The sequence below is a fragment of the Arthrobacter sp. NPDC057009 genome, assembly GCF_042673905.1.
Classification (GTDB): domain Bacteria; phylum Actinomycetota; class Actinomycetes; order Actinomycetales; family Micrococcaceae; genus Arthrobacter.
Genome location: NZ_JBHUSB010000015.1, coordinates 107,255 through 129,852, shown reverse-complemented (window position 1 = coordinate 129,852; position 22,598 = coordinate 107,255). Strand labels below are relative to the sequence as shown.

Here is a 22,598-nt window from a genome sequence, read left to right as displayed (position 1 = left end):
GGGGGGGGGTGGGGGGGGGGGGGGGTGGGCGGCCGCCCCCCCCCCCCCCCGGGGGCGCCGGCGGCCTCCTTTCTACGCCGCATGGTGCCACCCACGAAGACGCTTGGGCTTTAGGCTGCCGTCGGAAGCGTTATGTAGCTGCCCTCGGCGAGGCTGGCGGCAACAGCGGGAGCGCCAGCTACGGTGACATAGCTGCCACGGGTGACGGGAGGCATGTGCCGGATGGCGGGGACGGTGACGTAGGTGCCTTCAACACCGGCCGCGGCGCTGCCGACGGGCAGAGTTACGTAGCTGCCGCCGCGCAGTGCGGTGCCGACGACAGTGATGCCGGGAGCGGTCTCAGGGGCGGGTTCGGTCGTTGCGGGGCGTTCGGCCAGCAAAGTCATGGGTTCTCCTCGGGGTTCAGGATAAGGGCCAGTTTCGGGTTCCAGTGCCGCTCAAGCAGAAGAGCGTTGCGGGGTGTCGCTTGCCCTGCCGGCCCGGGGATGTTCACCGGTGCGGTACTCGAGGGCTACTCTGGCCTACATCCAAGTTTAATGTCTTATTGATAGCTACTCAAAATAACGTGGGGAGACTCACGCTGCAGTGGCAGCGCGTCGACGAGCTTGTCGCGGTCGGAGAAGCGAAAGCCTTGCTGGGCTGCCTGGATAATTGAGCTCGGTTCTTCCGCAAGGAGCCGTCCGGCCAGCTGCACTGGTTTTGACACAAGTCATCCTGGCCTCCCCCCAGCCCCCGCGATAAAGAAGCAGCCCCTGCACAGGGAACATGACGAAGCCCCGGTACGTTCGAACGTGCCGGCTCGACGGCGATGCTTACAAAACGCTGTTAATTCCCTGTGATCGCTGGACTTCAACAGGGGTAGGCCTGCATGCTTTATCCTGCATGCTGAGGCAAGATCGTAGTTGCTGAGTTGCTTGATCCGGGACCGTATGGTCCCAGTATGAGTCCTTGGCAGTGCTCTTGGGGGGTGGCGGTGCTATTGGCCGAACTTTTATCCCTGCCACGAAGCCCGAGGTGACGCAATTGTCTATCTCCGTCCACCCTCCAGATTTGATCTCGGCGTCGGGCAAAGCGTCCGTAAGCATTGTGATGCCCACCCCGAACAAGGAACAACGCATCCCCGGGCTCTTGTGCCCCGTGTCCTTGTGTGTGGATGAGGTGGTCATTCTTGACCGCCGCTCCACGGACGATACAGTTCGTGTTGCCAGGGCAGTGCGTGGTTATGTGGGCCGGGTTCCTGCTCGATAGCGGCCGCGCCACGTTCAGGAAGATCGTGCGTCCGGCTGCGGAAGGTCGCTCTCTTGCGGGCAACACACTTTGGCTTACCGCCGCCAGAGTCACGCCCATGGCCACCGGCTTTCTGTTCTGGTTCCTGGCCGCACTCACATTGGCGCCCAAAGACCTAGGTCTCGGGTCGGCGGTCGTAGCAGCGGCGCTGCTGACAGTACAGGCAGGAATGCTCGGGGTCGGCCCGGCAACGCTAACCCTTCTGCCCTCGCAAGACGACGCCGGGCGCCGTCGGCTCATGGCTACATCCTTGGCCACGGTAGGGCTTTCGTCGCTTGCAGTCGCCACCGCACTGCTTTTGATTACCCTGGGCCTCGGGCCTGGCGTCGGCCAGGCTTGGAATGACGCTGCGGTAACCGCGGGGTTCCTGGCCGCCGCTTTATTCGCCTCCACCGCTTATCAGCTTGACCATATCAACGTCGCCCAGTCCCGGGCCGACTTGGCGTTGGTGCGCAGCCTGCTGCAAGGGCTCACCCAGTTAGCGGTTCTGCTCTTTTGCCTGGCCAGCGGCTACCGCACGGTCATGCCGGTGATCGGCGCCGTCGCTGCCGGAGCAGTAGGCAGCGTAATTCTCGGAATGCACCAACTGCACCGGGCGGGCATTGGTCCTCGATGGAAAGAAGGGGTCAGGCTTTCGGAAGCAACGAAATTATTGGGCCCGGCACTTCGGAACTACCCCCTCATGCTCGCAGACAGGGCTCCCGGCTACCTTCTACCTCTCATTGTCGCCGCAACAATGAGCGCCTCGGCGACAGCGGCTTGGTACGTGGTCTGGATGATGGCATCGGCGGTCTTTTTCGTGCCGCAATCGGCCGGTTACTCGCTCCAAGCGAAACTCGCAGCCCCCGGCTCCGAACTGGCGCTGGCGGGACGGGCATTGAAAATCAGCCTCCTACTCACCCTTGTTTCCGGGGGAGTTTTGCTGGGAGCGGGCCCCATCTTCTTGAATGTTCTCGGTCCGCAGTATGCACCGCACTGGATTCTATTGCCGCTACTCGTTCCGGCCCTGATCCTAAGCTGCACAACCCAGATTTATTATGGTATTTGCCGGGCTTACGCCCGCTTCGCTGAGTCAACGGCCGTCGCGGTCCTGGCGGCCGTCGTCGCGGTAATGCCGGGCACGGCCGTAGCCCAAGCCTATGGGCTACCTGGCATATCAGCGCTGTGGCTCTTTGCCCAGTTATCGGCTGCTGTCATCGCAGCCACGCGATTGAAGAATTTGGCCCGCGGGCCAGGAGGCTAGCACCCGAACGCTGTACGGAAACGCCTATCCGAATACTTCCAACCGGGCTCGGTCCGGCCTAGCGTGGGAGTAAGTGCGGCGATATCAGCGCGGCAGACTTCCGCAGATTGATGTCGCCGGCGGCCACACCGACTATGAGGTCAAAGCCGTCGTCGATCGTGAAGTCATGACGGTAACCATTAATCCACAACAGCAACCCCGTAAGCGTCCAGGCAGTACGTTTGTTGCCGTCAACCAGAGGGTCGAACCGCGCCACCGATTCGAGCAACGCAGCCGCCTTCATCGAAAAATCGGGATAGGCTTCGGCGCCCATCACGGCCGTCCCGGGCCGCGCCAGAGCCGTGCCGAGCAGTCCGACGTCCCGGATGTGAAAGCCGTACCGGTCAACAACCTGCAGAGCATCCTCAATATCGAGGTACGCTGTCACGCGTCTTCAAGACGGGTAAGCAATTCAGCGTCATGGCTCATCACAAAATCCAGTCCTTCACTGATCTCACGACGGCGGGCGTGTCGCTGCAAAACCAATACAGCCCCGTGGAGCAGGAGCGCGGACTTGGAGGTGTGCTCCTCGGCTGCAAGCTGCTCAAGACGGCGATCAAGGTCTTCGGGAACGCGGAGATTCATGGCCATACTCAATGGCACCAATCTAGTACCAATCTGGTACCAGTCATCGAGCCCCGAGTGACGTCGACTGGGGACCCGCCCGCTTCAAAGGCTGCCGTCATCTTTTTCACGTGCGCCGTGAACGTTTCAGGGGTGTGCCGTCGGTGCAGCGCGAAAAGACGACCGTGGCTGTGACCGGCACGGAATATCAGCTCGGTCCCCAGCTGCGGGACGTGAGCTTTCAGCCGGCCCAGCCGATCCCCGGCGACACGATCCGCGCTACATTCCGGGCACAGGATCTGCAGGGCATCCGCAGCCACCATGTCTACACCAGCAGCTCCTCGCCAACTCGGCCTGCCCCTGGGCGAACTCTGGAAACTCGGTCCCCTCGCCCGGCAGGCTGCCGGGGAGCGGGACGCGCTCGTAGCATCAAACCGCTGAACATTACCGACGCCCCGGGATCGCCCACCAACACGACCACGATCACCTGAGAACAGCCAGTCCCCCAAGGCAGCTTCGGCTCTAAGCTCTTTCAAAGAGACTTCAACGCGTCGAAGGGACCAGTCATGGTAGATAGCACGGCTCATGAGACAGTCACCAAGGTGCACGCGGAGCACCAGGAGAAGTTTAGGGCTCATCATGAGCGGTTCGCCGCACAATCCTGGTACGACGTCGATCCCCGTCTGGCGCTGCTGCTGGCCCCGATCTTCAAAGGTGATCCGGACGCGACCATTGAGCTAACTGTGGTCGCGGACGGCACTGTCATCTCCGGATCCGTCGTATCCGAACAGGCATGGGCAAGACGGCAGCATGACCAGATCCGCCCCGGCAGTCCGGCCATCGCGGACGCCCTCGATGCCTTGGAGTCGGCCATGGACGAACAGCGGCAACCGGTAGCGGCAGAAACGAACGCCAACCCGCAGCTGAAAACCCAGGACCGGTACATCCATTTCCTGGGCCCGCTGCTGCTGTCCGGCGGAGACCATGTGCACCTACAGGCCACCAGGGTCGACCTCCGCAAAGTCTCCGCGTGGAGCATCGGTCGGGTGCCTGCGGACCAGGAGCTGTAGCGCTTCTCTGGTAAAGCCGACCGGGATCCGGTGGGTGGAAGACGATGGCCGCTGAGCAGGTAGCCTACAGCCGTGACCAGCCCACCGCCCCCTGCGCCGGCCCATACGATGACCGGGAAAGCGTTCCGGGCGTTTCACCTGGGCTCACTCTAGGAGAGCTGCTGTTCCACCGGAGCAGCTCCGGCCGACCCATGATCCACTGGACGACCCTCGCCATCCTCCTTCTCCTCGGCGCGGTGGGCCACAAGGAATTTTTCCTAAGTCACGCTGGCCGCACCGTGAACATCCATGAACAGGTGTGGAACGACAAACCGACTGTGCCCGAGGTGGGACTCGAACCGGGCGCTCCCCCTGATAATCAGCCACTCCCCCGAAAACATTCCCAATCCGAAGCAGTCCGAAGCCGGTACAACCGAATCCGAAGTCCAGGGTGTGCACATTGTGCACACCCTCTTTTTTGCCATTATGGACTCCCGTCCCCGTGCGTGTGCGCCGTTTTGAGGGCGAGGAGTAACGGAGACGGACGCGCGACGTCGATGCGCCTGATGTCCCGAGAGACCTAGGCCCCACGCACGACCAAGCCCATACATTACTGTCCGCGGCAAGCCGGTACCAGGATTCAATGACGTCATTGCGTTGCGGCCTCCTTCGAAGTTCTCATGGGCGGACAGCACAGAAAATGCATGACCGAACCCGTTCTATCGAACCACCGGAGCGCCACAAAGCACGGTGCCCTCCAAGGTGACGGAATCACCATTATCGGCGTTCGGAAATCAAACCCATCTCCTGCTGTTCCGATACTGAATACCGCAGGAATTAGAACCTGGTTTGCTCACGACTTAGGAAGCCTGCCAGCTAATGCCGACAGGCTTCCTATGGGTGGAAAACACCTGAGCAGGCATACGCACAACCTGACGGTCAGTAGCGAATATCCTGTTGCGGATTGCCCTCATTGAGCCTGTAGAGGGTTCTGCCGATTACTCGTGTTTCTGGCTTTCTTAGGCCACAGGAACGTCTAACGGCAAGTCTGCCGCGTCCTGAAGGGCGCCGGTGGAGATGATTCGCCCGTCCTTGATGACGGTACGCGTCTTGCTTTCGTCCCAAAGGATCGAAGGTTCATGGAAGGGGTTCCCGTCCAGGATCACTAGGTCTGCGCACGACCCTCCGGTGATGCGTCCAAGATCATTACGCCGGAGCAGGGTGGCGTTGGTTGATGTTGCCGACCGGAGTGCGCCGTACACGCCAAGCGCTTCGCACTGCAGTCGGAGGCCGGCCAGTTGCTCATCCTCCAGTTCACCCATGAGGTCTGTCCCGAATCCAATCCGGACCCCGGCGTCTCGGGCCAGTGCCACGGCCTTCTTTCCCGCCGCTAGAACTTCACGGTTCTTGGCCGCTCCCACTTCGGTGAGGCCAACTTCCCTGCCGCGCCGCTCCATGGCTTCGTAGGTCACCAGGGTGGGGACGAGATAGACGTCATTCTCAGCCATCAGCTGGGCGGTTTCGACGTCCAGCAGGTTGCCGTGTTCGATGCAGCGAACCCCGTTAAGCACTGAATGGCGGATGGCCTCGGGCGAATATGCGTGAGCTGTGGCGTAGCTCCCCCGGCGGGAAGCTTCCTCAGTTACGACACGGATTTCCGCCGCACTGTACTGCGGAAGGCGAATGGGATCCACCGGTGAAACAACCCCTCCAGAGGTCATTAGCTTGATGGCGGAGGCGCCTGTGCGGAACCGGTGACGCACGGCCCGCCGCAGGTCCTCGACGCCGTCCACGACTTCGCACATGTGCCCGCCGTGGAAGCATCCTCCCTGGTTCGCGGACCGGATATCGCCGTGGCCGCCTGTCTGGCTTAGCGCGGGGCCGGTGAAGAAGTAGCGCGGGCCGGGGTACAGGCCCTCATCCAGGGCGTTGGCGAGGCCAATGTCACCACCGGCTACGTCACGAACCGCGGTGAAGCCGCGGAGCAGGGTAGCCTCGAGGCGCCTTGCTCCGGCAAGAGCGGAATAGCTCAGCGGCCCGGTTTCGTTCCTGGAGGATGTCAGGCTGATCGCATAAGCATGAAAATGTGCATCGATGAGTCCTGGGATCACGGTTCGGCCGCCGGCGTCAAGGACGGTGTCGGTCTCTTCCGCCTCCCGCCCGACGGCGGTGATACGGCCATCGCGGATGCTGATGGAGCCTTCAATCAGGTCAGGTGATTCACCGTCGAAGATTAGGGCGTTTCGTATTGTCAGGCTTCCCGGAGTTGTCACGTGGGGATCCTTCCTATTGGCCTCACGGGCGGGCTCCAGTGGTGCCCGCCCGTGAAGGGATTAGGTGGCGGCGGTTAGGGCTTGTTCGAGCAGGTGGACGGACCGCTGTGCGATGTCCACGGCCGCGTCCACCGATTTCTGGTCGTAGCTGCCTTCAGGGGCGAGGAAGTTCATGGATCCGATGGTCTGGCCGTTGCTCACGACCGGTACGTTGACGATGGCCCCGCAGCCCAATGACTCGATTATTGCCGAATCAAAGAAGAATGCGCGGACCGCTTCCTTATCCGCCCCCAGGAACGGCTGCTGTCCATTGAGCACCTGCTCCAGCCATACCGGGTTCGTGTCCCCGGCGAGGGTCTTCTTCCCGCCCAGTGGATAGACATCGGGATGGGTGGTGTAGACACGGGCCATGCTGGTGCCATTATCGGCAATGACGGAGGCGGTGAAGAGCCTGACACCGACTGCTTCCCGGGTGTGGGCGTACACGTCGTCGAAGGATTCAAATTGGGAACTCATGGGGTCCTTTTTTCTTGATGGAGCCGATCTGTTGGTGGTGTCTAGTAGCCGTAGTGCGTCTTGGCGAAGTCCTCGGTGATGAAACCGTTGACGATGTCATAGGTGATGTCTTCGCGGGAGCGCTTGGAGACTTCTCCGAAGCCGCCGCCTCCTCCCACGGCGAGGCGGACGATGTCGCCGGCCTTGACCTTGTGGGCGTTCGCCTTCAGGGTGCGGACCTCATCAGCGCGGCCGGGGTTGATCACCACTTCCGGGCCTTGGGCGTCTGATCCGCCGAAGAGACCCCAGGCGGGGGTCTTTGACCGTTCGAACCAGAGCCCGACCACGCAGTCGGCCAGGAATTCGTATTCGCGTACCACGCCGTTGCCGCCGCGGTATTGCCCGGGGCCTCCGGAGTTGGGGCGGATGGAGTACTCGTTGATCCGGAACGGGTAGCGGGTCTCCAGCATCTCGATGGGGAGGTCCTTGAGGGAGCCGTTGACGTTGTTGATCATGGCTGATTCACCATCGGTGCCCTGCCAGGCACCCCAGCCGCCCAGGGTGGCTTCCATGGTGACGAAGTTCCGGCCGAAGCGGGCGTCGAAACCGGCTGCGGTGATGATCATTGAGTCACCGTGGCTGGCGCTGGCGACGCGTTCGGGCATGGCAGGGGCCATTGCCTTGGAGACGAGGTCGATCAGCAGCCCGAGGTGGGAGAAGTACCACTGGCAGGGGGCCGGCGTTACGGCGCCGAGCACTGAGCCGGACCGGACCTGGGTGGTCATGGGCCGGAAGGAGCCGCCGTTGGAGTTGGACTCCGGGCTGATGAGGAGTTTGTAGCCCACGCGCAGTGCCGAGACGGCCTGGGCGGCGCCGCAGTTGACCGGGCCTGTGGTCTGGTCCGCCGATCCGGTGACGTCGAAGTCAACGGTGTCGCCGGCTACGGTGATCCGCAGCTTGATCGGAATGGGAGTGTCCAGATTGATGCCGTCGTTGTCCAGGAAGCCCTCGGCTTCGTAGACCCCGTCCGGGATGTTGCGGACGGTAGCGCGCTCGATTTCCTCCGTTTGGCGGAAGATCTCATCCCGGGCGGCATCCAGCTGTTCCATCCCGTACCTGCCCACGAGCTCCTTCATACGGGTGGTCCCCATCCGGAGGGCCGCGATCATCGCGTGCATGTCACCGATGGTCTGGTAGGGGAAGCGCACGTTGGTCCGGATCAGGTCCACAACGGCGGTCTCGACTCCGGCTTGGACCAGCTTGACCGGCCCCATCCTGAAGCCTTCCTGGAAGATATCTGTCGAGTCCATCGAGCCGCCCACGTCTTTGGACCCCATGTCCATCCAGTGCGCACGGGTGGCGGCGAAGCCGACCACCGCGCCGTCGTCGAAGATCGGAGCAAAAAGGGTCACATCGTTCAGGTGGGTGCCGCCCAGGTATGAGTCATTGAGGATCCAAATGTCCCCTTCCTGCCACACCTCGCGGCCGTACATCTCCTCCACGGCGATGGAACAGGTTTCGAGGTTGCCGAGGAACAGCGGCAGGCCGGCAGACTGTCCGAGCACGCGGTGTTCGGTGTCCAGGAGGGCGACGACGCAGTCTCCGCCCTCGTAGAGGATGGGTGAGTAGGCGGAGCGGATCAGGGTGGCGTTCATGTCATCCGCGGCGCTGGTGAGCGCGTTGCGGATAATTTCCACGGTGACGGGATCCAGGGTTTTGACTGCTGCAATTGTCATTTTTGGTACCTCAGTTTCCTTCTACGTCTTCAAAGCGGATGACCAGGGAGCCGAACTCGTCGACCGTGACGTTGAACCCGGGGGGAACCACGGTGGTGGCGGTCTGCTCCACGATGATGGCGGGACCTTCGAATGTGTGGCCGGCGCCGAGGTCGTCCCGGCGGACGACAGTGGTGTCGTGCTCGACGTGGTCAAAGACCACCCGTCGGATTTCGTGCTTGAACTCCGGGCCCTTTGCAGTGGCGTGGCTGGGGGCTTCCAGCCGTCCCAGATCACCGACGGCCTGCATCCGCAGCGTGACGATCTCGATCGGGGCGCCGAGGTTGGAGTGGCCGTAGCGCTCGTGATACATCGCGGAAAAACGGCGAGCGAGATTGGCGATGAAGCCGGGAGATTCGGGTTCGTCAGCAGACGCCAGCGGAACGTTCAGGGAGAACTCCTGCGACTGATAACGGACATCCACGGATGCCCTCGTGGCGCGGCTTGCCCCCGGGACCCCTTCCGAGACCAGTGACGACAGGCCCTCGACTTCCAACGATCGCAGGATGCCGGCCATGTCTGCCACGTCGATGTCTTCGTCGAGGTAGAAGTAGGGTTCGGAAAAATCCTTGCGGATGTTGGTTTGCAGCATGCCCCAGGCGGAGAAGGCGCCGGGGAAGCGGGGAACGATCGTTTCCGGGATGCCAAGTTCCTTAGCGAGGAAGACTGCGTGCATGGGTCCGGCTCCGCCGAAGGCCACGAGGGAGAAGTCGCGGGGTTCGATGCCCCGGGAGATGGTGATGGTCCGGATGGCCTGGGCCATCTGCGAGTTGGCGACGTCGCAGATGCCTTCGGCCATGGCGACGGGGTCCAGGCCGAGCTGGTCACCGACTGTTTTCAGGGCTGTTATCGCGGCTTCACGGTCCAAGGCGACCTGTCCGCCGGCGAACCAGTCGGGGTCGACTCGGCCGAGCACCAGGTTGGCGTCGGTAACGGTGGGTTCCGTCCCGCCGCGGCCGTAGCAGGCCGGCCCGGGCGTTGCTCCTGCCGAGCGCGGTCCGACCCGCAGGCCCCCGGCTTCGAGCCAGGCGACGGAGCCGCCGCCGGCGCCGACGGTGTGGATGTTCACGACGCTCATGAGCATCGGCAGACCTTCAAGGTGGGCCTCCGTGGAGACGTCCGGCTTGCCATCGACCACCAGGGAAACGTCAAAGGATGTGCCGCCCATGTCCACACCGATGAGGTTGCGGTTTCCTGAGACGCCGGCCAGTTCGACATCGCCCATGGCACCGCCGACCGGACCGGAAAGCAGCGTCTGCAGCGGCCGCTGACGGGCGGACTCGGCGGTGAGCACGCCGCCGGAGGACTGCATGATGTGCAGGGGGGCTTCCACTCCCCTGCCGGCGAGTTTCTCTTCCAGGTCCAGGAGGTAGTTGCGTACCACCGGCCCCGTGTAGGCCTCCACGACGGCGGAGGACGTACGCTCGTATTCGCGCCATTCCTTGGCTGCTTCGTGCGAAAGGGAGACTGTGAACTCTTCCCCGAGTTCCTCGATCAGGATTTCTCGGGCCCTGAGTTCGTGTGAGGGGTTCTTGTAGCTGAACAGGAATGCAACGGCGACCGCGCCGTAGCCCTCTTCCACTGCGCGGCGTGCTGCCTGGCGGACTGCCACTTCGTCCAAGGGCACGAGTTCCTGGCCTTGACTGTCCAGTCTGCCACCGACACCGATGACGTCCTTGCGCTCGACCAGCGGGGCTGGCTTGCGGTACTGGGCGTTGTAAAGCTCAAGACGCGGGCCGCGGGCGATGTGATAGGTATCTTCGATGCCGGCCGTGGCCAGCAGCAGCACGGGCACTCCACGACGTTCGAGGAACGCGTTCAGGCCCTGCGTGGTCCCGTGGACCAGGAAATCGATGTCCGAGAGGTCATCAACGATCGATTCGAGCCCTGCGATGACCCCGGCACTCAGGTTCCCGGGCGTGGTGGACGCTTTGGTGGCCGCATAGGTTCCCGCGTCCTGGTCGTAGGCCACAATGTCGGTAAAGGTTCCGCCGATATCCATCGACACCCTGTAGTTCGGCATGTCTGTCTCCTCATGGTTTTGGAATGGGGGTTGGTGTGTGGGACCTCACGCTACATACGCCGCTCACCACGGTCGTGGGCATACTGCCCGATTTGGCTGGATCCGGACGGGCAGAATGCATAACAGCCTTCCCCGGCGCCAGATATGACGACGCCGTTAGGGCTGGCATCATGGGCGCGGGGTCACGGGATCTGTGCTTGCTCCCTTACCCAAGTACCAGCGAGGGGCGCTTCGGGTTGGCTGTAGTAGTTCGTGCCCTTCTGGACGCGTCACAGGAGTGCGGAAAACGAGCAGTGGCTGATGAACTGCAATTGGTGGTGCCGTTGGATGTTTTGGACGATCGCGGCGGTCGTCACGGCACGCGAGGAAAATCTGCCGCAGATCCTCAAGGAAAAAGGGCTGCGACCTGCCCAAACGCATGCAAGAGATCGGCAGAAGTGCTTTCCGCTGAAACAGGATATTCAGGAAAGTGCAAAGTGAACACGATCCGGCCGGTCCCGTTTGTAATGTGAGTCCCATCACTTGGCGGAGGAGCGGAGGAGCTGCTCCGAGGCGCATTAGGCACTCCGTTGATAGCGGACGGCTCCCTCGTGCACACAGATGCAAAACCTGTACTTCTTATCCTGTCCAAAAATATCGGAGGTCAAGACATGTCCAGTATCGACCCACTCATTTCAGGGCCAGCGCCCGGGACGGCGAGTCCACCTCGGTCCATGGCCGTCGGACATGCGTTCCGCGATATGCCTTTCGGGTCCATTCACTTCAAGATCGGGGCAGTCCTTTTCTTCGCGTTCGCGATCGAAGCCTGGGAGATGCTCATCCTCACTTACGTCGCCGGCGATCTGGCGACCAGCCTCCAGGTCAGTGCGACCCAGGTGGGGATAGCCATCTCGGCACTCTTCCTTGGCATGATCCCCGGATCTCTCCTGTGGGGCCCCATCTCCGACCGGATCGGCCGGAAAGCTACGTGCGCGTGGAGTTTCGCCGGTTACGGCGTCATCACACTCCTCAGCAGCTTCGCGCCCAACTTTGAGACCCTCGCCATAGCCCGCTTCCTCTCCGGGCTTGTGTTCTCCGGCGTCTTCACTGTGACCTTTCCGTACTTTGAAGAACTCCTCCCGGTCAAGGTCCGTGGAAAGGCCGCGGTCTATCTCGCTGCGGGATGGCCCATTGGCATCCTTGCCGCCCTCGGAACTACCGCCCTGATTGGAGGGCACGGATGGCGTTGGGTCATTGCTGTCAGCGCACTCGCCAGCCTATGGGGCATCGTTGTGTACAAGGTCGTTCCGGAATCCCCGTACTGGCTTGCGAGGCGGGGCCGGAACGAAGACGCGCACCATGTCCTCGAACGTCTGGGTGCACAAGGTATTTCCCGTAGCACCGTTCTCACGGTCTCGGTGGACAAGAGGCAGACCATTTGGAGCCTCTTCAGGGGCAGGACGGGTCGGATCACGGTCATTCAAGTCCTCATCAATTTCACCTTCTCCTGGGGCTACTGGGGACTCCAGTCGTGGATGCCAACGTTGCTTGAAGGGCGAGGACTGAGCGCCTCATCAAGCCTTTCCTTCATCGCCCTGAGCGCGATCCTCATGATCCCCGGCTATATGACGGCCTCCTACCTGACCGGACGTTTCGGCCGCAAATGGATCTTTACCGGCTACGTTCTCGCGGCGGCCGGCGGCGGTTTCTTCTTCGCGACAGCCTCAACTGAAACCGAGATGCATGTGGGCATGTTCACCCTGGCCTTCTTCGCTATGGGAGCCTGGGGTGTTTGGGACACGTGGATGGGCGAGCTCTACCCCTCCGCCATGCGTGGCTCGGGCTTCGGCCTCGGGATCTTCGGCCAGCGGGTTGCGAACACTATCGCGCCAAGCCTCGTCGGTTTCCTCCTCGCCTCGGCCACAGGAGCAACCTCGACAATTCTGTTTATCAATGCGTTCTTGTTTGTCACGGTCATCCTCGGCCTGTTCTTGCCCGAAACAGAAGGAAGTGAATTGGAATGATCACCCCCACCGACAATCTCGACACTCTCTCGGACAATGCCCGGATCCTGTGGATCAACCCCCTCTACACGGACGCGTACAACCGTACGATGGCGGAATCCTTCCGCCAGATAGTCCGTCCCGGCACCGAAGTCGATGTCGTTTCCCTCGATGGAGAGGGCCCCTCCCACGTTGAATACAACGCCTTCGAGGCACTCATGCTGCCCCAGCTGTTGCGCACGGTGCGGTGGGCGGAAGAAGAAGGCTATGACGCCGCCGTCATCGGTTGTTTCTACGACCCGGCGTTGCGGGCGGCACGGGAAATCACCGATCGCATGGTGGTTGTAGGCCCGGCGCACTCGGCGCTGGGCATCGCCGGAAGCCTGGGCGAGCGATTCTCCATCCTCGTCGGACGGAAAAAATGGATTCCCGAGATGGCCGAGAACGTCCACCGTTGCGGCGCATCAGAGCGGCTTGCCTCATGGCGCGTGCTTGAGATGGGCGTCGATGACTTCCAGCAGGATCCGGCACTCACCGAAGAGCGGATCATGACCGAAGCCCGCAAGGCCGTGGAGCAGGACGGCGCAGACGTCGTCATCCTCGGCTGCACGGCCGAGTTCGGATTCTTCCGAACGGTGCAAGAGGAAATCGGCGTACCCGTGATCGACGCGACTGTGGCCCCGCTCAAACACGCCGAGCAACTCGTCGACTCCGTCCGTCGGTTCGGCTGGACGCACAGCAAACGCCTGGGCTACGACGGGCCCACAGCCCAGGAACGCCAGCGGTTCTTCCCCGCTCTTGAGCCAAAGCACCTGGTGTCAATGACCCCCGTGTCCGCGTAAACACACGGCATCATCTATAGCCCGAGCACTCCGGTACCCTCGCCTGCCTTGGCATTCCGCGATCGAGGCAGGCGAGGGAACCCTCGCGGCTTACCAGCTATACCCAACGGCGCGTCACATCCTGCCGCAACCCGGCGGCAATCAGCGCCGGCTAACCCAACCAAAGTCCAGGGTTGTCACACAGCATCACGCATAGACGGAGGTAAGGCGGTCTCAAGACGGACCCGTTGTAGCCAGACAATGATGACCCATGCTTACCTTGTCCTGAACTGACCGCTCTCCCCCTCACGCCCAGTTTCTCGCCGGTCCAGCGATAAAGCGGCCAGAATCCGCAGTCGTCTTCCGCGCACTAGGCGGCTGAAGCATGGAGAGGGGTGAGGTCTCCTCCTCCGGCGTTCGATGGGGCAGTATAAGCGGGCCGAAGCCGCGAATCCCGGCGCAATCATCGAAGGAATCGACGCGGGAACTCTGCGGAGTCCTTACTTCTTTTCGAGGAGGTCTTCGGCAGTCGTTTTCTCTGGCATGGATCGCTGCAGCACTTTGGTGATGAGGTGGACGGACAGCAGCTCAGAGGGGATATCCAGCGGGACACCCAGTTCCCGTGCCCGATTAAGCCGGGCCTGCAGGGTGTTTCGGTGCAGGCTAAGGGATTTTGCGGCAAGGCTGACTGAACCGCGATGATCGAGGAAAGCGGCCACCGCCGTAATGATCACCTCGCGGTCAGGAGAGGCCATCAGTCGCGGCAATGCCAGTTCGGCCACGAGCGCGACAGCGTCCATGTCTATGAAGGCCGTGGCGGCGCCTACCCCGAGGCTGGCGAAGCCTAGAACCGTACCGGGCCCCGTCGACTGTGCGGATTCGGCAGAAAGCCGGGCCTCGCGCACCATCAACGCCAGCGCAGGAGCGTCCTCCGTCCATCGGGATAGTCCCGCCACCAGGCCAAGCTCGGCAAGGGCTGGTCCCAGACGTGTCCTGATTCGGGTTTCGAGCTGAATCGAGGCGGTCTGATCCCCGGCCGGCACGAGCGTCAGCCAACCTCCTTGAACCTCGGCCAGGGGGCTGCGTCCCGTGACCTTCCGGCAGAGCAGGCGCAACACGGCCGTCAGCTCGGGCCGAGGCTCTTGCGCCGGCCCGCTGCGGAACCACACAGCCACGTACGGCTCGCCTTCGCGCCAACCCAACTGGTTCAGCAGATGCCGGTGGTTTTCCTCGAACTCCTCGCCTGTCGCACCAGTGTCCTGATCCAACGCGGCGATCGCCGCTGTGGGAACGGCCCGGGCAGTGCTGAGTGCGTCCTCCAAGAGCCAGGCAGCCTTCACCGCGGGGGTGGCCACCTCAAGGATGGAGCGCACCAGCCGCAGGCTGTGGACAGCGGAAGTGGGCACGCGGGCCGTGAGGGTGAAGCGGAGGCCGCTATCGTCCCCGCCGACATCCACGGGGATGACTTCGTCGGTCTCCCTTGGTGGCGTTCCCGCGGCAGTGAGGACCAGGCCGTCGTACTCCAGCGAAATTCCGGTCCCGTCCAGTTCTCTGGAAACGGTCCTGAGAACATCACCGAGGGTGGTGTCCTTCGCGACCGCCCGGGCGACCCTGGCCAGTTCCGCATCGACCACTGACCGGGCCGCTCCGATCTCGGCTGCCAATGCCAGGGCAAGTTCTGCCGGCTCCCCGTCAGTGGCCAGCAGGGTGATGCCCAACCGGTCCGCCAGTCCGGCCGCCGCGCTTGCATAGGCGCTTCCAGCCACGACGACGGCGCTGGCCCGCCGCTCCCAGGCGTGCCGCAGTGCTGCGGACACCAGCCAGCCCCCTGATCCCATCTCTGAGGAGAGGACCACGACGGTATTGGGACGCACCTGCCGGATTGCCTCAAGCTGGGAGACGAGAACCACGCTTTCTATTAGCCCGCTGGTCGGAGTGAGATGTAGCGGCGTGGTTCCGCGGAGGGAGCCGTGCGCCAATAGCCCGGCCACATCCAGCCGCGTTTCATTTTTTGATCTAGGCATGTCGCCGCCTTGGGTGCACGATCGGAATGCCGAAGGCCTTTGGCTCGGTGAGATCGAGCCCCGCATCCGTATACCACTGCGCGGCTGCTGTGATCTTCACGACGTCCATAACGTCGCCCATCTGGACGTCATCGATGTTGACCACCGTGCCCTGCTCGGAATTGAGTAGCGTGACCATGTCCGGGACGGCTGCTGTTACCGCACCATCCACAAGGACGAGCAGGATCTCATTCTGGATTTCAAGACGGACGATGCGTCCGGTGCTTTCGTCTTCGAGCGTCAGGCTGGACGGCTGGGCCGGCAGGCCGAGGTCGGTGGGCCGGGAGAGGCTTTCGATGTGGCTCACGCGGGCCCGGGCGATGCGCGTGATGCCCAGGAGATCGGCGAGCAGCAACAGTTTCCTCTCGACCGGGGTGCTCGCGTCGAGGATTTGCCCGATCCGGATCATCCGGCTGATAGAGCCGTGGACGCCATGCTCCCTCAGCTGTTGTGCGGAACACGGATACATGGCGGTGGCTGCCCAGCCGCCCAGTTCGGTTACCAGTGCACGCACCAGCGTTTCGGCCCGCTGCGGGCTTTCGACCTCAATCACCGCCCGTTCCCCGGTTACCCCCATTAGCGCGATGGGGCCAATCGCCACGTTTCCAATGTTCAGCGTTGTCTGACTGATCAAGGGGAAAACTCGGCCCATGGGGTCGGAATCGATAACGGGTAGCGAGGACTGCAGCCCAACCATAAGGGGGACGATTCCATTGATGTTGGCGGCGGCAAGCGAATAGATCGCTCGCACCGGCCGGCCGAGAGTGGCCTCGATGGCACGGATGCAGCCGAGGAACTCATCGCCCACGGGAGGCATGTCGGCGATGAAAAGGCCTTGCGTTACCATTCCGACCGCCACCACCAGATCATCGGGCGCAAGCTCGTCGACGGTGATGAGTTCCAACGACCGGTCCTCCATCGCCCGTTGAATCATTTCTGCGTAGATGTAGATGGCCGTCGGGTCGATCGTGCAGGTCAGAAAGTGGGCCCCCGTGCGGAGGTGCCGGATGTCCTCGGCAGTCAGTACGGTGCTCATGGGTTGGTTCCCCGCACTGCTGCTGGCAGCATGTGGTTCTCGTTCCCGGACGTTTCTCCTGCCGCTTGGACCCGGACGCGAACGATCCCGGGGTTGCCATAGGGCATGGCAAAGACGTTCGATTCAAGGATGTGGGTTTGCCCGGGGCTGGCGCCCAACTGGACCGCCGCTGAGTGGGCGTCCTCTTCGGCGAGGTCCTGGGCGCGTTTCATGTCAACCCGGCCACTGACGGTCTCGAGCCTATCGATCCACGCTGTCAGCGGGGCCACGGCAGATCCGACCAGTGCCGCGTCCTGCCCCGCCGGCAGAGTGGGCACCAACCCGAAGGGGAGCGCAGTCTCCTGCCGGTCGCGGAGGTCGACAACCACAGAGGGGACGTCGGCGCGAACCGGGTGGTGGACGGTGTACGGCTCGAGAAAGGCGGCGTTGCTCGCCAGGCTCGCGTCAAATCCCTGACGTATGAGGCTTCTGGATACAGGCAGGCCACCGCGGGTGTGGCCCACGGCGGCCCCAGCCTCCATGCAGAGAATGACTTCCGCTTCGGGGATTCCCGCCAACCTGGCCACGCCAAGAATTCCCAACGCGGGCTCGGCGCGCAACCCGTGCACAGGCGTCAAAGCCAACCGCGACAGAGGTGCGCGGCCGCCATCGTTCTCTGCAAACGACAACTGGGCCGCCGGAAACTGGCGCCGGCCCGCCTCCCCGAGCATGGCAACGAGGTCTTCCCCGGTCTCCATCAGGGCGCTGTTCATGATGGCCGTGTAGTCGCGGTCCCGGAAAACGCTGGAATAGAAGTCGCTGGAAAGACTGATCCGCATATCTCTGTCGTTGCTTAGGATGGCATCGGCTATGCGCATTTCATGATCCTTTGACGCCGTCGAGCCGACAGAAGTGATCGCGACGTTCCGTACGCCACTGGCAAGGATACCGGGGAGGTCGGCCAGGAAGGCCTCCAAGCCCAACGAAGCCAGAGGCCGTCCCCGCAGGTCGTGCCCCCCGCCGACATGCACGACGCGGGTCACTGCCGACTCAACAAAGGGTGGCAGGGCAGTCATGTGGTAGTCGTCCGCGGGGGGACGGGGCGAAATGCGGATGGCCACGACGTCGGCCAGTTTCCGCTCCACCAAGACCCGTCCGACGTCGGCAGTGATCTCCGTGATGCCTGACCCGGACTCCCGACGGAGCGCTGATAAGGACGATTCCAACGCTTCTGACAAGCTGCCCGCATGCACCTCCCGAGCCGCAGAAGCCACAGTCAGCCCGTCCAGTACAACGCTCTGGCAACTGCTTCCCTGCAGCCGCAGCCCCACTCTCATTGCTCCGCTTCCTGCCTGGCGTCTACTAACGATGAGTATCTGCCGAGCCGTGAATCTTCCATGTGTATAGAGTGCACCACGACTCGCTCTCCAGCGCCGCCCTCAGGTCGTTGGGAGAGCATTGCCGCGCGCTCCTCAGCCTATCGAGAGGTTGACGAAGACAACCCCTATCGAGGACCACAGCACAGACATCAAACTCCTTTCCGCGAACATCGAAGGCGTGGAGGCCTTGATCAAGTGGAGTTCCGAAGAACCTCAATGCTTCAGGGCCCGAAGGGTGCGCTGGGTTTAGCAACTGCCCAATCCTTCCTTGCCCCTAGGATGAGCCTCATAAGTTCTGATGATGATAAGGATCCCCCTGTGCCCGGCGACCTGGTCGGTGCCTCGAGGTCATGTTCCCGGTATGAGTTGTCCATGGCTGCAGCCTTTCACAGCGGCAACTCCAAGCTGACACATGGCTCCTTGCTTTGGTCCTCGGAACAACCGGAACTGATCTACGTTCGAACGAGAAGTCCGGTCAGCCCTCCCACAGCCGGGGACAATTTTCGTATGTTATCCACCGCTACTGCTACCAGGGAGCTACCCCGGCGGCTCCTCCGTGGATAACCTGAATTGCCCCCAGCCATGGACGCAACGAAGTCGCCACCAGTTCCGGCGTGATCGGCAAGCAAGCACGCGGTTGCCACACCGAGGCCGGTTGACGGAATATCAATTATCGACTCTTCTATGGTTGTCAACGCACTAATGGCAGGGACTGTTGGCATTGAGTGTGCGGTAGATCCTTCGGGCAAGGTAGCGTTTCACGCACCTACGGATCTCCCTCTTGGTTCGCCCTTCCGCTTGCCGTTTTGCTACGTATTCGATGGTCTCTGGGTCGAAGGCCATCCGGGTAACAGCAACCAGGTGCAGGGCTTTATTCAGGGTCCTGTCGCCGCCGCGGTTGAGCCTGTGACGGACGGTATTTCCGGATGAAGCGGGAATGGGGTTGACCCCTGCGAGGGAGGCGAAAGCCGCCTCGGAATGAACCCGGCCCTGATGAGACCAGGCGGTAAGGCATATGGCTGCCGTGACTGGTCCGAAGCCGGATTCCTGCAGCAGGGGCGCGGCTTCGCTTACCTCAACCAGTTCGGTGATCCGGGAGGCGTTAGCCTTGATCTCAGCATCAAGGTCGCCGATGCGCTTAGCGAGCCTAACTGCTTCGGAGCGGGCTACCGATACCGCAAGCGGTTCTTCACGGGTCCGCCACGTGGACACTTCTAGTATCTGGCTCCCGGTCAACGAGCTCCGCGCATCCAAACCCAAATCATTGATCCGGAGCAGCGCGGTCAACGCATTGACTGTCCTGGTCCGGTCGGTTGTCATCGAATGACGTGCACAGACCAGGACCCGCAAGGCTGCGCGGACCCCTTCGTTCAACCGTGGCCGGCGCAACTTATCTTCTTCCAAGGCAAGGACCGCAGAAGCGATCGGGTGCGCGTCCAACGGATCCGACTTACCAACCCCACGACGGGGCATGGCATCCATGCGAGTGGCCTCGGCGACCTGATAACCGGCAGCAGCGACAGCCCCGGCCAGCACGGCACCATAAGAAGCGGCGCCCTCAATCACCCATAGAGTGGCCAGATCGGCTTCGGTGCGACGCGCAACCCAAGCAATGGGGCGGGTGATCCCGGCGCCCGTCGCTGGGAAATCACGGGTGTCGATCTGTTCGCCGTTTGCCGCGGCGATGATGGCGAAGACGTGCTTCCGGGCATGGGTGTCAACGCCCACGACAAACGGGTGGGAATAGGCAACGATAGTCATAGCGGTTCTGGCACCTTCCTCATTTCGCGGACTTGGTCAGGGCCGTTACGGGCCGGTACCAATCCGTGTAGAGGTCACTTCGGAACAGCACTGTGACGAGCCACGCCCCCGCGCGGGAGCGGACAATCTTCTGATCAAGTCACCGACGTGGGCCGGGCAGGTGCCGGCCGCCCACCCCCACGGTCGGACAAGTCGATAACAGGGCACCCAACGGGGGCCAAGCGTTCAGATGAGTCACAACCGCCAGGTGGAACGGCCTGCACCTACTCTGCCAGCCAATCCCAGACCAGCCACTCCAATCCTCACAGCCGTTGAAAATGACGGGAGTAGACGTAGCTGCGAGAACTCCTGTTCCGCCGCAATTTCGCCAGCCTCGCATGATACAGAAGAGGTGGAATCCGAACTATGGCTGGACGAGGACCTTGAGAGACTCTCGAGCGTCCATCGCACGGTAGCCTGCCGGAACTTCGTCCAGTCCAATGGTGCGGTCGAAGACCTTCCCGGGGTTCACTGTTCCGTCAAGGACTCCGGGCAGCAGCGTCTCGATGTAGGCCCGAACGGGGGCCGGGCCTCCGGTGAGGGTGATGTTCGGTCCAAACATGGAACCGAACCCAATTGGGGCGTCCTCGTACTGCGGTACGCCGACCCTGCTGATCACGCCGCCGGGCCGGACCACGCCCAGTGCCTGGTCGTAGGCGGGACGGTGGCCCACGCATTCAAGCACCGTATGCGTCCCGTCACCGCCTGTCAGGTGCCGCACCTTCTCGATGCCAGCCTCGCCCCGTTCCGCCACAACATCCGTCGCGCCGTACTCCCGACCGAGGTCGGTGCGCGCCTGGTGCCTGCCCATCAGGATGATCTGCTCGGCCCCGAGCTGTTTTGCCGACAAAACTGCGAGGAGCCCCACCGCGCCGTCCCCGATGACCGTGACCGTGGTCCGCTCATTCACCCCCGCCTTCAAGGCTGCATGGTACCCGGTGCCGTACACGTCGGACAGCGTCAGCAATGACGGCAACAACTTTGTATCCTCCCCCGCCGGTGCCTTCACCAAAGTCCCGTCAGCGAACGGAACCCTGATTGCTTCAGCCTGGGCACCCCCGATCCCGTTCGAGGCCCAGAACCCGCCATGCCGGCAAGAGGTCTGCAGCCCCTCACGGCAGAAATCGCACGTGCCGTCCGACCACGCAAACGGGGCGATCACAAAGTCGCCCTTCTTCAGCGATGACACCTCAGTGCCCGTCTCCTCGACGACACCCACGAACTCATGCCCCATCGGTGTTCCCTGATGGGACTTCGGCAAGCCGTGATACGGGTGGAGGTCAGACCCGCAAATACAGGAATTAACGATCCTGACAAGCGCGTCGGTGGCCTCCTGCAGGACCGGATCCGGCACGTCTTCTACGCGCACGTCACCGGCGCCGTACATGAATGTTGCTCGCATCGTTGTTTCCTTTCACTGCTCCAAGCATTTTGGGAATGCTTGGGAGTTACTCCACGATTCCAGGAGTGGAGGCTCGGGAGGGTTCTGTGTGTGCATGCCAGCTTGCGAGGAGCCTGACGGCTTCGGCGGTGCGGGAGCTTGGTTCGACGGTGAAGACCAGCATCGTGAGCCCGGGGTCTGCTGACAGCTCGAAGGATTCGTAGCCGAACTCGAGGTCTCCAACGTCGGGGTGGGTGAGTAGCTTCATGCCGGTGCGGTAGCGGAACACTTCGTGGGATGCCCACATGGCCCGGAATTCGGGGCTTTGCGTGGACAACGTCCCAACGATGGCGATGAGTTCCTGGTCGTAGGGGTCCCGTGCAGTGGCCGTGTGGAGGAGCGCGACGACGTTTTCCTTGGCGGCGTCGTAGTCGCGGTGGAACCGCTTCGCTGCCGGATCGAGGAAGAGCCACAGCGCGTAGTTGTAGTGGTCGCCTGAGCCGTCTGGGGGAAGGGAGTGCAGGGCGCGGGCGACGTGGTTGAAGGCGAGGCGGTCAAGGCGTTCGTTCTGGACCAGTGCGGGCACCTGGATCGAATCGAGGACCCGTTGCACGTCGGGACGCACGGTCCAGCGTTTCTGTGTCCGCTTGGCTGGTGAGCGCCGCTGCGTGATCGTGACGAGGTTCATGAGGTGGTCACGTTCGTCGTCGTTGAGCTGGAGCGCCCGGGCGATTGCCTCGAGGACTTCCCGTGACGCGCCGGAGGTCTTGCCTCGTTCGAGTCGTGCGTAGTAGTCGGCGCTGACGCCGGCCAGCTGCGCGACTTCCTCCCGCCGCAGGCCGGGGACTCTGCGGTTCCCGCTGTACAGCGGTACTCCGGCCTGTTCCGGGGTGAGCCGGGCGCGGCGGGCGGAGAGGAAGCTGCTGATCTCTGATGGAGTGTCCATGGTCGGAGAATACATCCGTGTTCGTCGTGTAGTGCTCGCTGGTCTGAACGAGGCGGCCGGGTGCTGTGCCGCCCGGTCAGCGGTCAGCAGATCGGGGTGTTACGCGAAGCGTGGTGCTGCGCGGGCCCGGAGCGATCATCGGGGCCAGGTACGGGCTGGTTCCGTACTTTTGCCGGTAGGCGTCATCGACGCCCGGGAGCGCTGCCGTGCCGGCGGGCACGAAATCGACTTCGTAGTCGGTGCCGGCGATGCTGACACGGCCGCTGCCCTGCGATAGGGCCGCCTGGTACCACCGTGAACGGCGGCCGTTGTATGGGCGGACGTAGAGATCTCCGTGGGCGACGACCGACCAGATGAAGGTGGGCGTGCCGTACGTTGTCCCGTTCTCGCGGAACGGTGCGATGTGGAGGTCGTCCGCGGAAGCGAAGGAGCGAAGCTGCTCCGGAGTCCATGTGCTCATGAG

At 62.7% G+C, this 22,598-nt stretch carries 19 protein-coding genes; 5 read left to right on the top strand and 14 right to left on the bottom strand.

What is annotated here, in order from left to right; all coding sequences use genetic code 11:
• Nucleotides 1-110: 110 nt before the first annotated feature.
• Nucleotides 111-386, bottom strand: coding sequence for a hypothetical protein (locus ACFTR6_RS15995; protein WP_377958601.1), 276 nt, complete (start codon nucleotides 384-386; stop codon nucleotides 111-113).
• A gap of 959 nt (nucleotides 387-1,345) precedes the next feature.
• On the opposite strand from ACFTR6_RS15995, the gene ACFTR6_RS15990 reads away from it, so the two are divergent.
• Entirely contained in the window at nucleotides 1,346-2,530 is a 1,185-nt protein-coding gene (locus ACFTR6_RS15990) for a hypothetical protein (protein ID WP_377958600.1), read from the top strand.
• Nucleotides 2,531-2,588: 58 nt separating this feature from the next.
• On the opposite strand, the gene ACFTR6_RS15985 is transcribed toward ACFTR6_RS15990, so the two are convergent.
• Together ACFTR6_RS15985 and ACFTR6_RS15980 are read right to left on the bottom strand one after the other, a co-directional pair.
• Entirely contained in the window at nucleotides 2,589-2,957 is a 369-nt protein-coding gene (locus ACFTR6_RS15985; RefSeq protein WP_377958599.1) for a type II toxin-antitoxin system death-on-curing family toxin, read from the bottom strand.
• Nucleotides 2,954-3,160 (bottom strand): ribbon-helix-helix protein, CopG family, encoded by a 207-nt coding sequence (locus ACFTR6_RS15980; RefSeq protein WP_377958598.1) that lies wholly within the window; start codon nucleotides 3,158-3,160, stop codon nucleotides 2,954-2,956. Before ACFTR6_RS15980 ends, ACFTR6_RS15985 begins: the two co-directional genes overlap by 4 nt.
• Before the next feature lie 539 nt (nucleotides 3,161-3,699).
• Between ACFTR6_RS15980 and ACFTR6_RS15975 the strand changes: the two genes are divergently transcribed.
• Nucleotides 3,700-4,203: a hypothetical protein gene (locus tag ACFTR6_RS15975; protein WP_377958597.1), complete on the top strand. Its 504-nt coding sequence runs from the start codon at nucleotides 3,700-3,702 to the stop codon at nucleotides 4,201-4,203.
• Nucleotides 4,204-5,201: 998 nt separating this feature from the next.
• Here ACFTR6_RS15975 and ACFTR6_RS15970 read toward each other — a convergent pair.
• Genes ACFTR6_RS15970 through ACFTR6_RS15955 form a run of 4 tightly spaced genes read right to left on the bottom strand, consistent with a single transcriptional unit; the run spans nucleotide 5,202 to nucleotide 10,748 of the window.
• Nucleotides 5,202-6,455, bottom strand: a complete 1,254-nt coding sequence (locus tag ACFTR6_RS15970; RefSeq protein WP_377958596.1) for an amidohydrolase family protein — start codon at nucleotides 6,453-6,455, stop codon at nucleotides 5,202-5,204.
• 60 nt (nucleotides 6,456-6,515) lie between these two features.
• A complete protein-coding gene (locus ACFTR6_RS15965; protein WP_087873302.1) occupies nucleotides 6,516-6,971 on the bottom strand; it encodes a hypothetical protein in 456 nt (151 codons plus the stop codon).
• A 41-nt stretch (nucleotides 6,972-7,012) separates the two neighbouring features.
• Entirely contained in the window at nucleotides 7,013-8,686 is a 1,674-nt protein-coding gene (locus ACFTR6_RS15960) for a hydantoinase B/oxoprolinase family protein (RefSeq protein ID WP_377958595.1), read from the bottom strand.
• 10 nt (nucleotides 8,687-8,696) lie between these two features.
• Nucleotides 8,697-10,748, bottom strand: a complete 2,052-nt coding sequence (locus ACFTR6_RS15955; RefSeq protein ID WP_377958594.1) for a hydantoinase/oxoprolinase family protein — start codon at nucleotides 10,746-10,748, stop codon at nucleotides 8,697-8,699.
• A gap of 327 nt (nucleotides 10,749-11,075) precedes the next feature.
• Between ACFTR6_RS15955 and ACFTR6_RS15950 the strand changes: the two genes are divergently transcribed.
• From ACFTR6_RS15950 to ACFTR6_RS15940, 3 genes are all read left to right on the top strand, one after another.
• On the top strand, nucleotides 11,076-11,228 hold the full coding sequence (locus ACFTR6_RS15950; protein WP_172411727.1) for a hypothetical protein: 153 nt from the start codon (nucleotides 11,076-11,078) through the stop codon (nucleotides 11,226-11,228).
• 110 nt (nucleotides 11,229-11,338) lie between these two features.
• On the top strand, nucleotides 11,339-12,751 hold the full coding sequence (locus ACFTR6_RS15945) for an MFS transporter (protein ID WP_377958593.1): 1,413 nt from the start codon (nucleotides 11,339-11,341) through the stop codon (nucleotides 12,749-12,751).
• Nucleotides 12,748-13,572, top strand: a complete 825-nt coding sequence (locus ACFTR6_RS15940) for an aspartate/glutamate racemase family protein (protein ID WP_253250415.1) — start codon at nucleotides 12,748-12,750, stop codon at nucleotides 13,570-13,572. Before ACFTR6_RS15945 ends, ACFTR6_RS15940 begins: the two co-directional genes overlap by 4 nt.
• A 479-nt stretch (nucleotides 13,573-14,051) precedes the next feature.
• Here the strand turns inward: ACFTR6_RS15940 and ACFTR6_RS15935 are convergent, their stop codons facing one another.
• From ACFTR6_RS15935 to ACFTR6_RS15905, 7 genes are all read right to left on the bottom strand, one after another.
• On the bottom strand, nucleotides 14,052-15,575 hold the full coding sequence (locus ACFTR6_RS15935) for a helix-turn-helix domain-containing protein (protein ID WP_377958592.1): 1,524 nt from the start codon (nucleotides 15,573-15,575) through the stop codon (nucleotides 14,052-14,054).
• Entirely contained in the window at nucleotides 15,568-16,650 is a 1,083-nt protein-coding gene (locus tag ACFTR6_RS15930) for a DUF917 domain-containing protein (RefSeq protein WP_087873304.1), read from the bottom strand. Before ACFTR6_RS15930 ends, ACFTR6_RS15935 begins: the two co-directional genes overlap by 8 nt.
• Nucleotides 16,647-17,867: a hydantoinase/oxoprolinase N-terminal domain-containing protein gene (locus ACFTR6_RS15925; RefSeq protein ID WP_253250417.1), complete on the bottom strand. Its 1,221-nt coding sequence runs from the start codon at nucleotides 17,865-17,867 to the stop codon at nucleotides 16,647-16,649. Before ACFTR6_RS15925 ends, ACFTR6_RS15930 begins: the two co-directional genes overlap by 4 nt.
• Before the next feature lie 840 nt (nucleotides 17,868-18,707).
• Complete coding sequence (locus ACFTR6_RS15920; protein ID WP_377958591.1) at nucleotides 18,708-19,769, bottom strand: IS110 family transposase; 1,062 nt, start codon at nucleotides 19,767-19,769, stop codon at nucleotides 18,708-18,710.
• A 403-nt stretch (nucleotides 19,770-20,172) separates the two neighbouring features.
• The gene (locus ACFTR6_RS15915; RefSeq protein ID WP_087873306.1) at nucleotides 20,173-21,210 is read right to left on the bottom strand and encodes a zinc-dependent alcohol dehydrogenase family protein; all 1,038 of its coding nucleotides are present in this window, start codon (nucleotides 21,208-21,210) and stop codon (nucleotides 20,173-20,175) included.
• A gap of 46 nt (nucleotides 21,211-21,256) precedes the next feature.
• Nucleotides 21,257-22,135, bottom strand: coding sequence for a helix-turn-helix transcriptional regulator (locus ACFTR6_RS15910; RefSeq protein ID WP_377958590.1), 879 nt, complete (start codon nucleotides 22,133-22,135; stop codon nucleotides 21,257-21,259).
• Between the two features lie 76 nt (nucleotides 22,136-22,211).
• The gene (locus ACFTR6_RS15905) at nucleotides 22,212-22,595 is read right to left on the bottom strand and encodes a DUF2255 family protein (protein WP_377958589.1); all 384 of its coding nucleotides are present in this window, start codon (nucleotides 22,593-22,595) and stop codon (nucleotides 22,212-22,214) included.
• Between the last annotated feature and the right edge of the window lie 3 nt (nucleotides 22,596-22,598).

Coding starts and splice junctions, on each gene's coding strand:
- ACFTR6_RS15995 (WP_377958601.1), bottom strand. CDS start 386: ATGACTTTGCTGGCCGAACGCCCCGCAACGACCGAACCCGCCCCTGAG.
- ACFTR6_RS15990 (WP_377958600.1), top strand. CDS start 1,346: ATGGCCACCGGCTTTCTGTTCTGGTTCCTGGCCGCACTCACATTGGCG.
- ACFTR6_RS15980 (WP_377958598.1), bottom strand. CDS start 3,160: ATGGCCATGAATCTCCGCGTTCCCGAAGACCTTGATCGCCGTCTTGAG.
- ACFTR6_RS15975 (WP_377958597.1), top strand. CDS start 3,700: ATGGTAGATAGCACGGCTCATGAGACAGTCACCAAGGTGCACGCGGAG.
- ACFTR6_RS15965 (WP_087873302.1), bottom strand. CDS start 6,971: ATGAGTTCCCAATTTGAATCCTTCGACGACGTGTACGCCCACACCCGG.
- ACFTR6_RS15960 (WP_377958595.1), bottom strand. CDS start 8,686: ATGACAATTGCAGCAGTCAAAACCCTGGATCCCGTCACCGTGGAAATT.
- ACFTR6_RS15955 (WP_377958594.1), bottom strand. CDS start 10,748: ATGCCGAACTACAGGGTGTCGATGGATATCGGCGGAACCTTTACCGAC.
- ACFTR6_RS15950 (WP_172411727.1), top strand. CDS start 11,076: ATGTTTTGGACGATCGCGGCGGTCGTCACGGCACGCGAGGAAAATCTG.
- ACFTR6_RS15940 (WP_253250415.1), top strand. CDS start 12,748: ATGATCACCCCCACCGACAATCTCGACACTCTCTCGGACAATGCCCGG.
- ACFTR6_RS15935 (WP_377958592.1), bottom strand. CDS start 15,575: ATGCCTAGATCAAAAAATGAAACGCGGCTGGATGTGGCCGGGCTATTG.
- ACFTR6_RS15930 (WP_087873304.1), bottom strand. CDS start 16,650: ATGAGCACCGTACTGACTGCCGAGGACATCCGGCACCTCCGCACGGGG.
- ACFTR6_RS15920 (WP_377958591.1), bottom strand. CDS start 19,769: ATGACTATCGTTGCCTATTCCCACCCGTTTGTCGTGGGCGTTGACACC.
- ACFTR6_RS15915 (WP_087873306.1), bottom strand. CDS start 21,210: ATGCGAGCAACATTCATGTACGGCGCCGGTGACGTGCGCGTAGAAGAC.
- ACFTR6_RS15910 (WP_377958590.1), bottom strand. CDS start 22,135: ATGGACACTCCATCAGAGATCAGCAGCTTCCTCTCCGCCCGCCGCGCC.
- ACFTR6_RS15905 (WP_377958589.1), bottom strand. CDS start 22,595: ATGAGCACATGGACTCCGGAGCAGCTTCGCTCCTTCGCTTCCGCGGAC.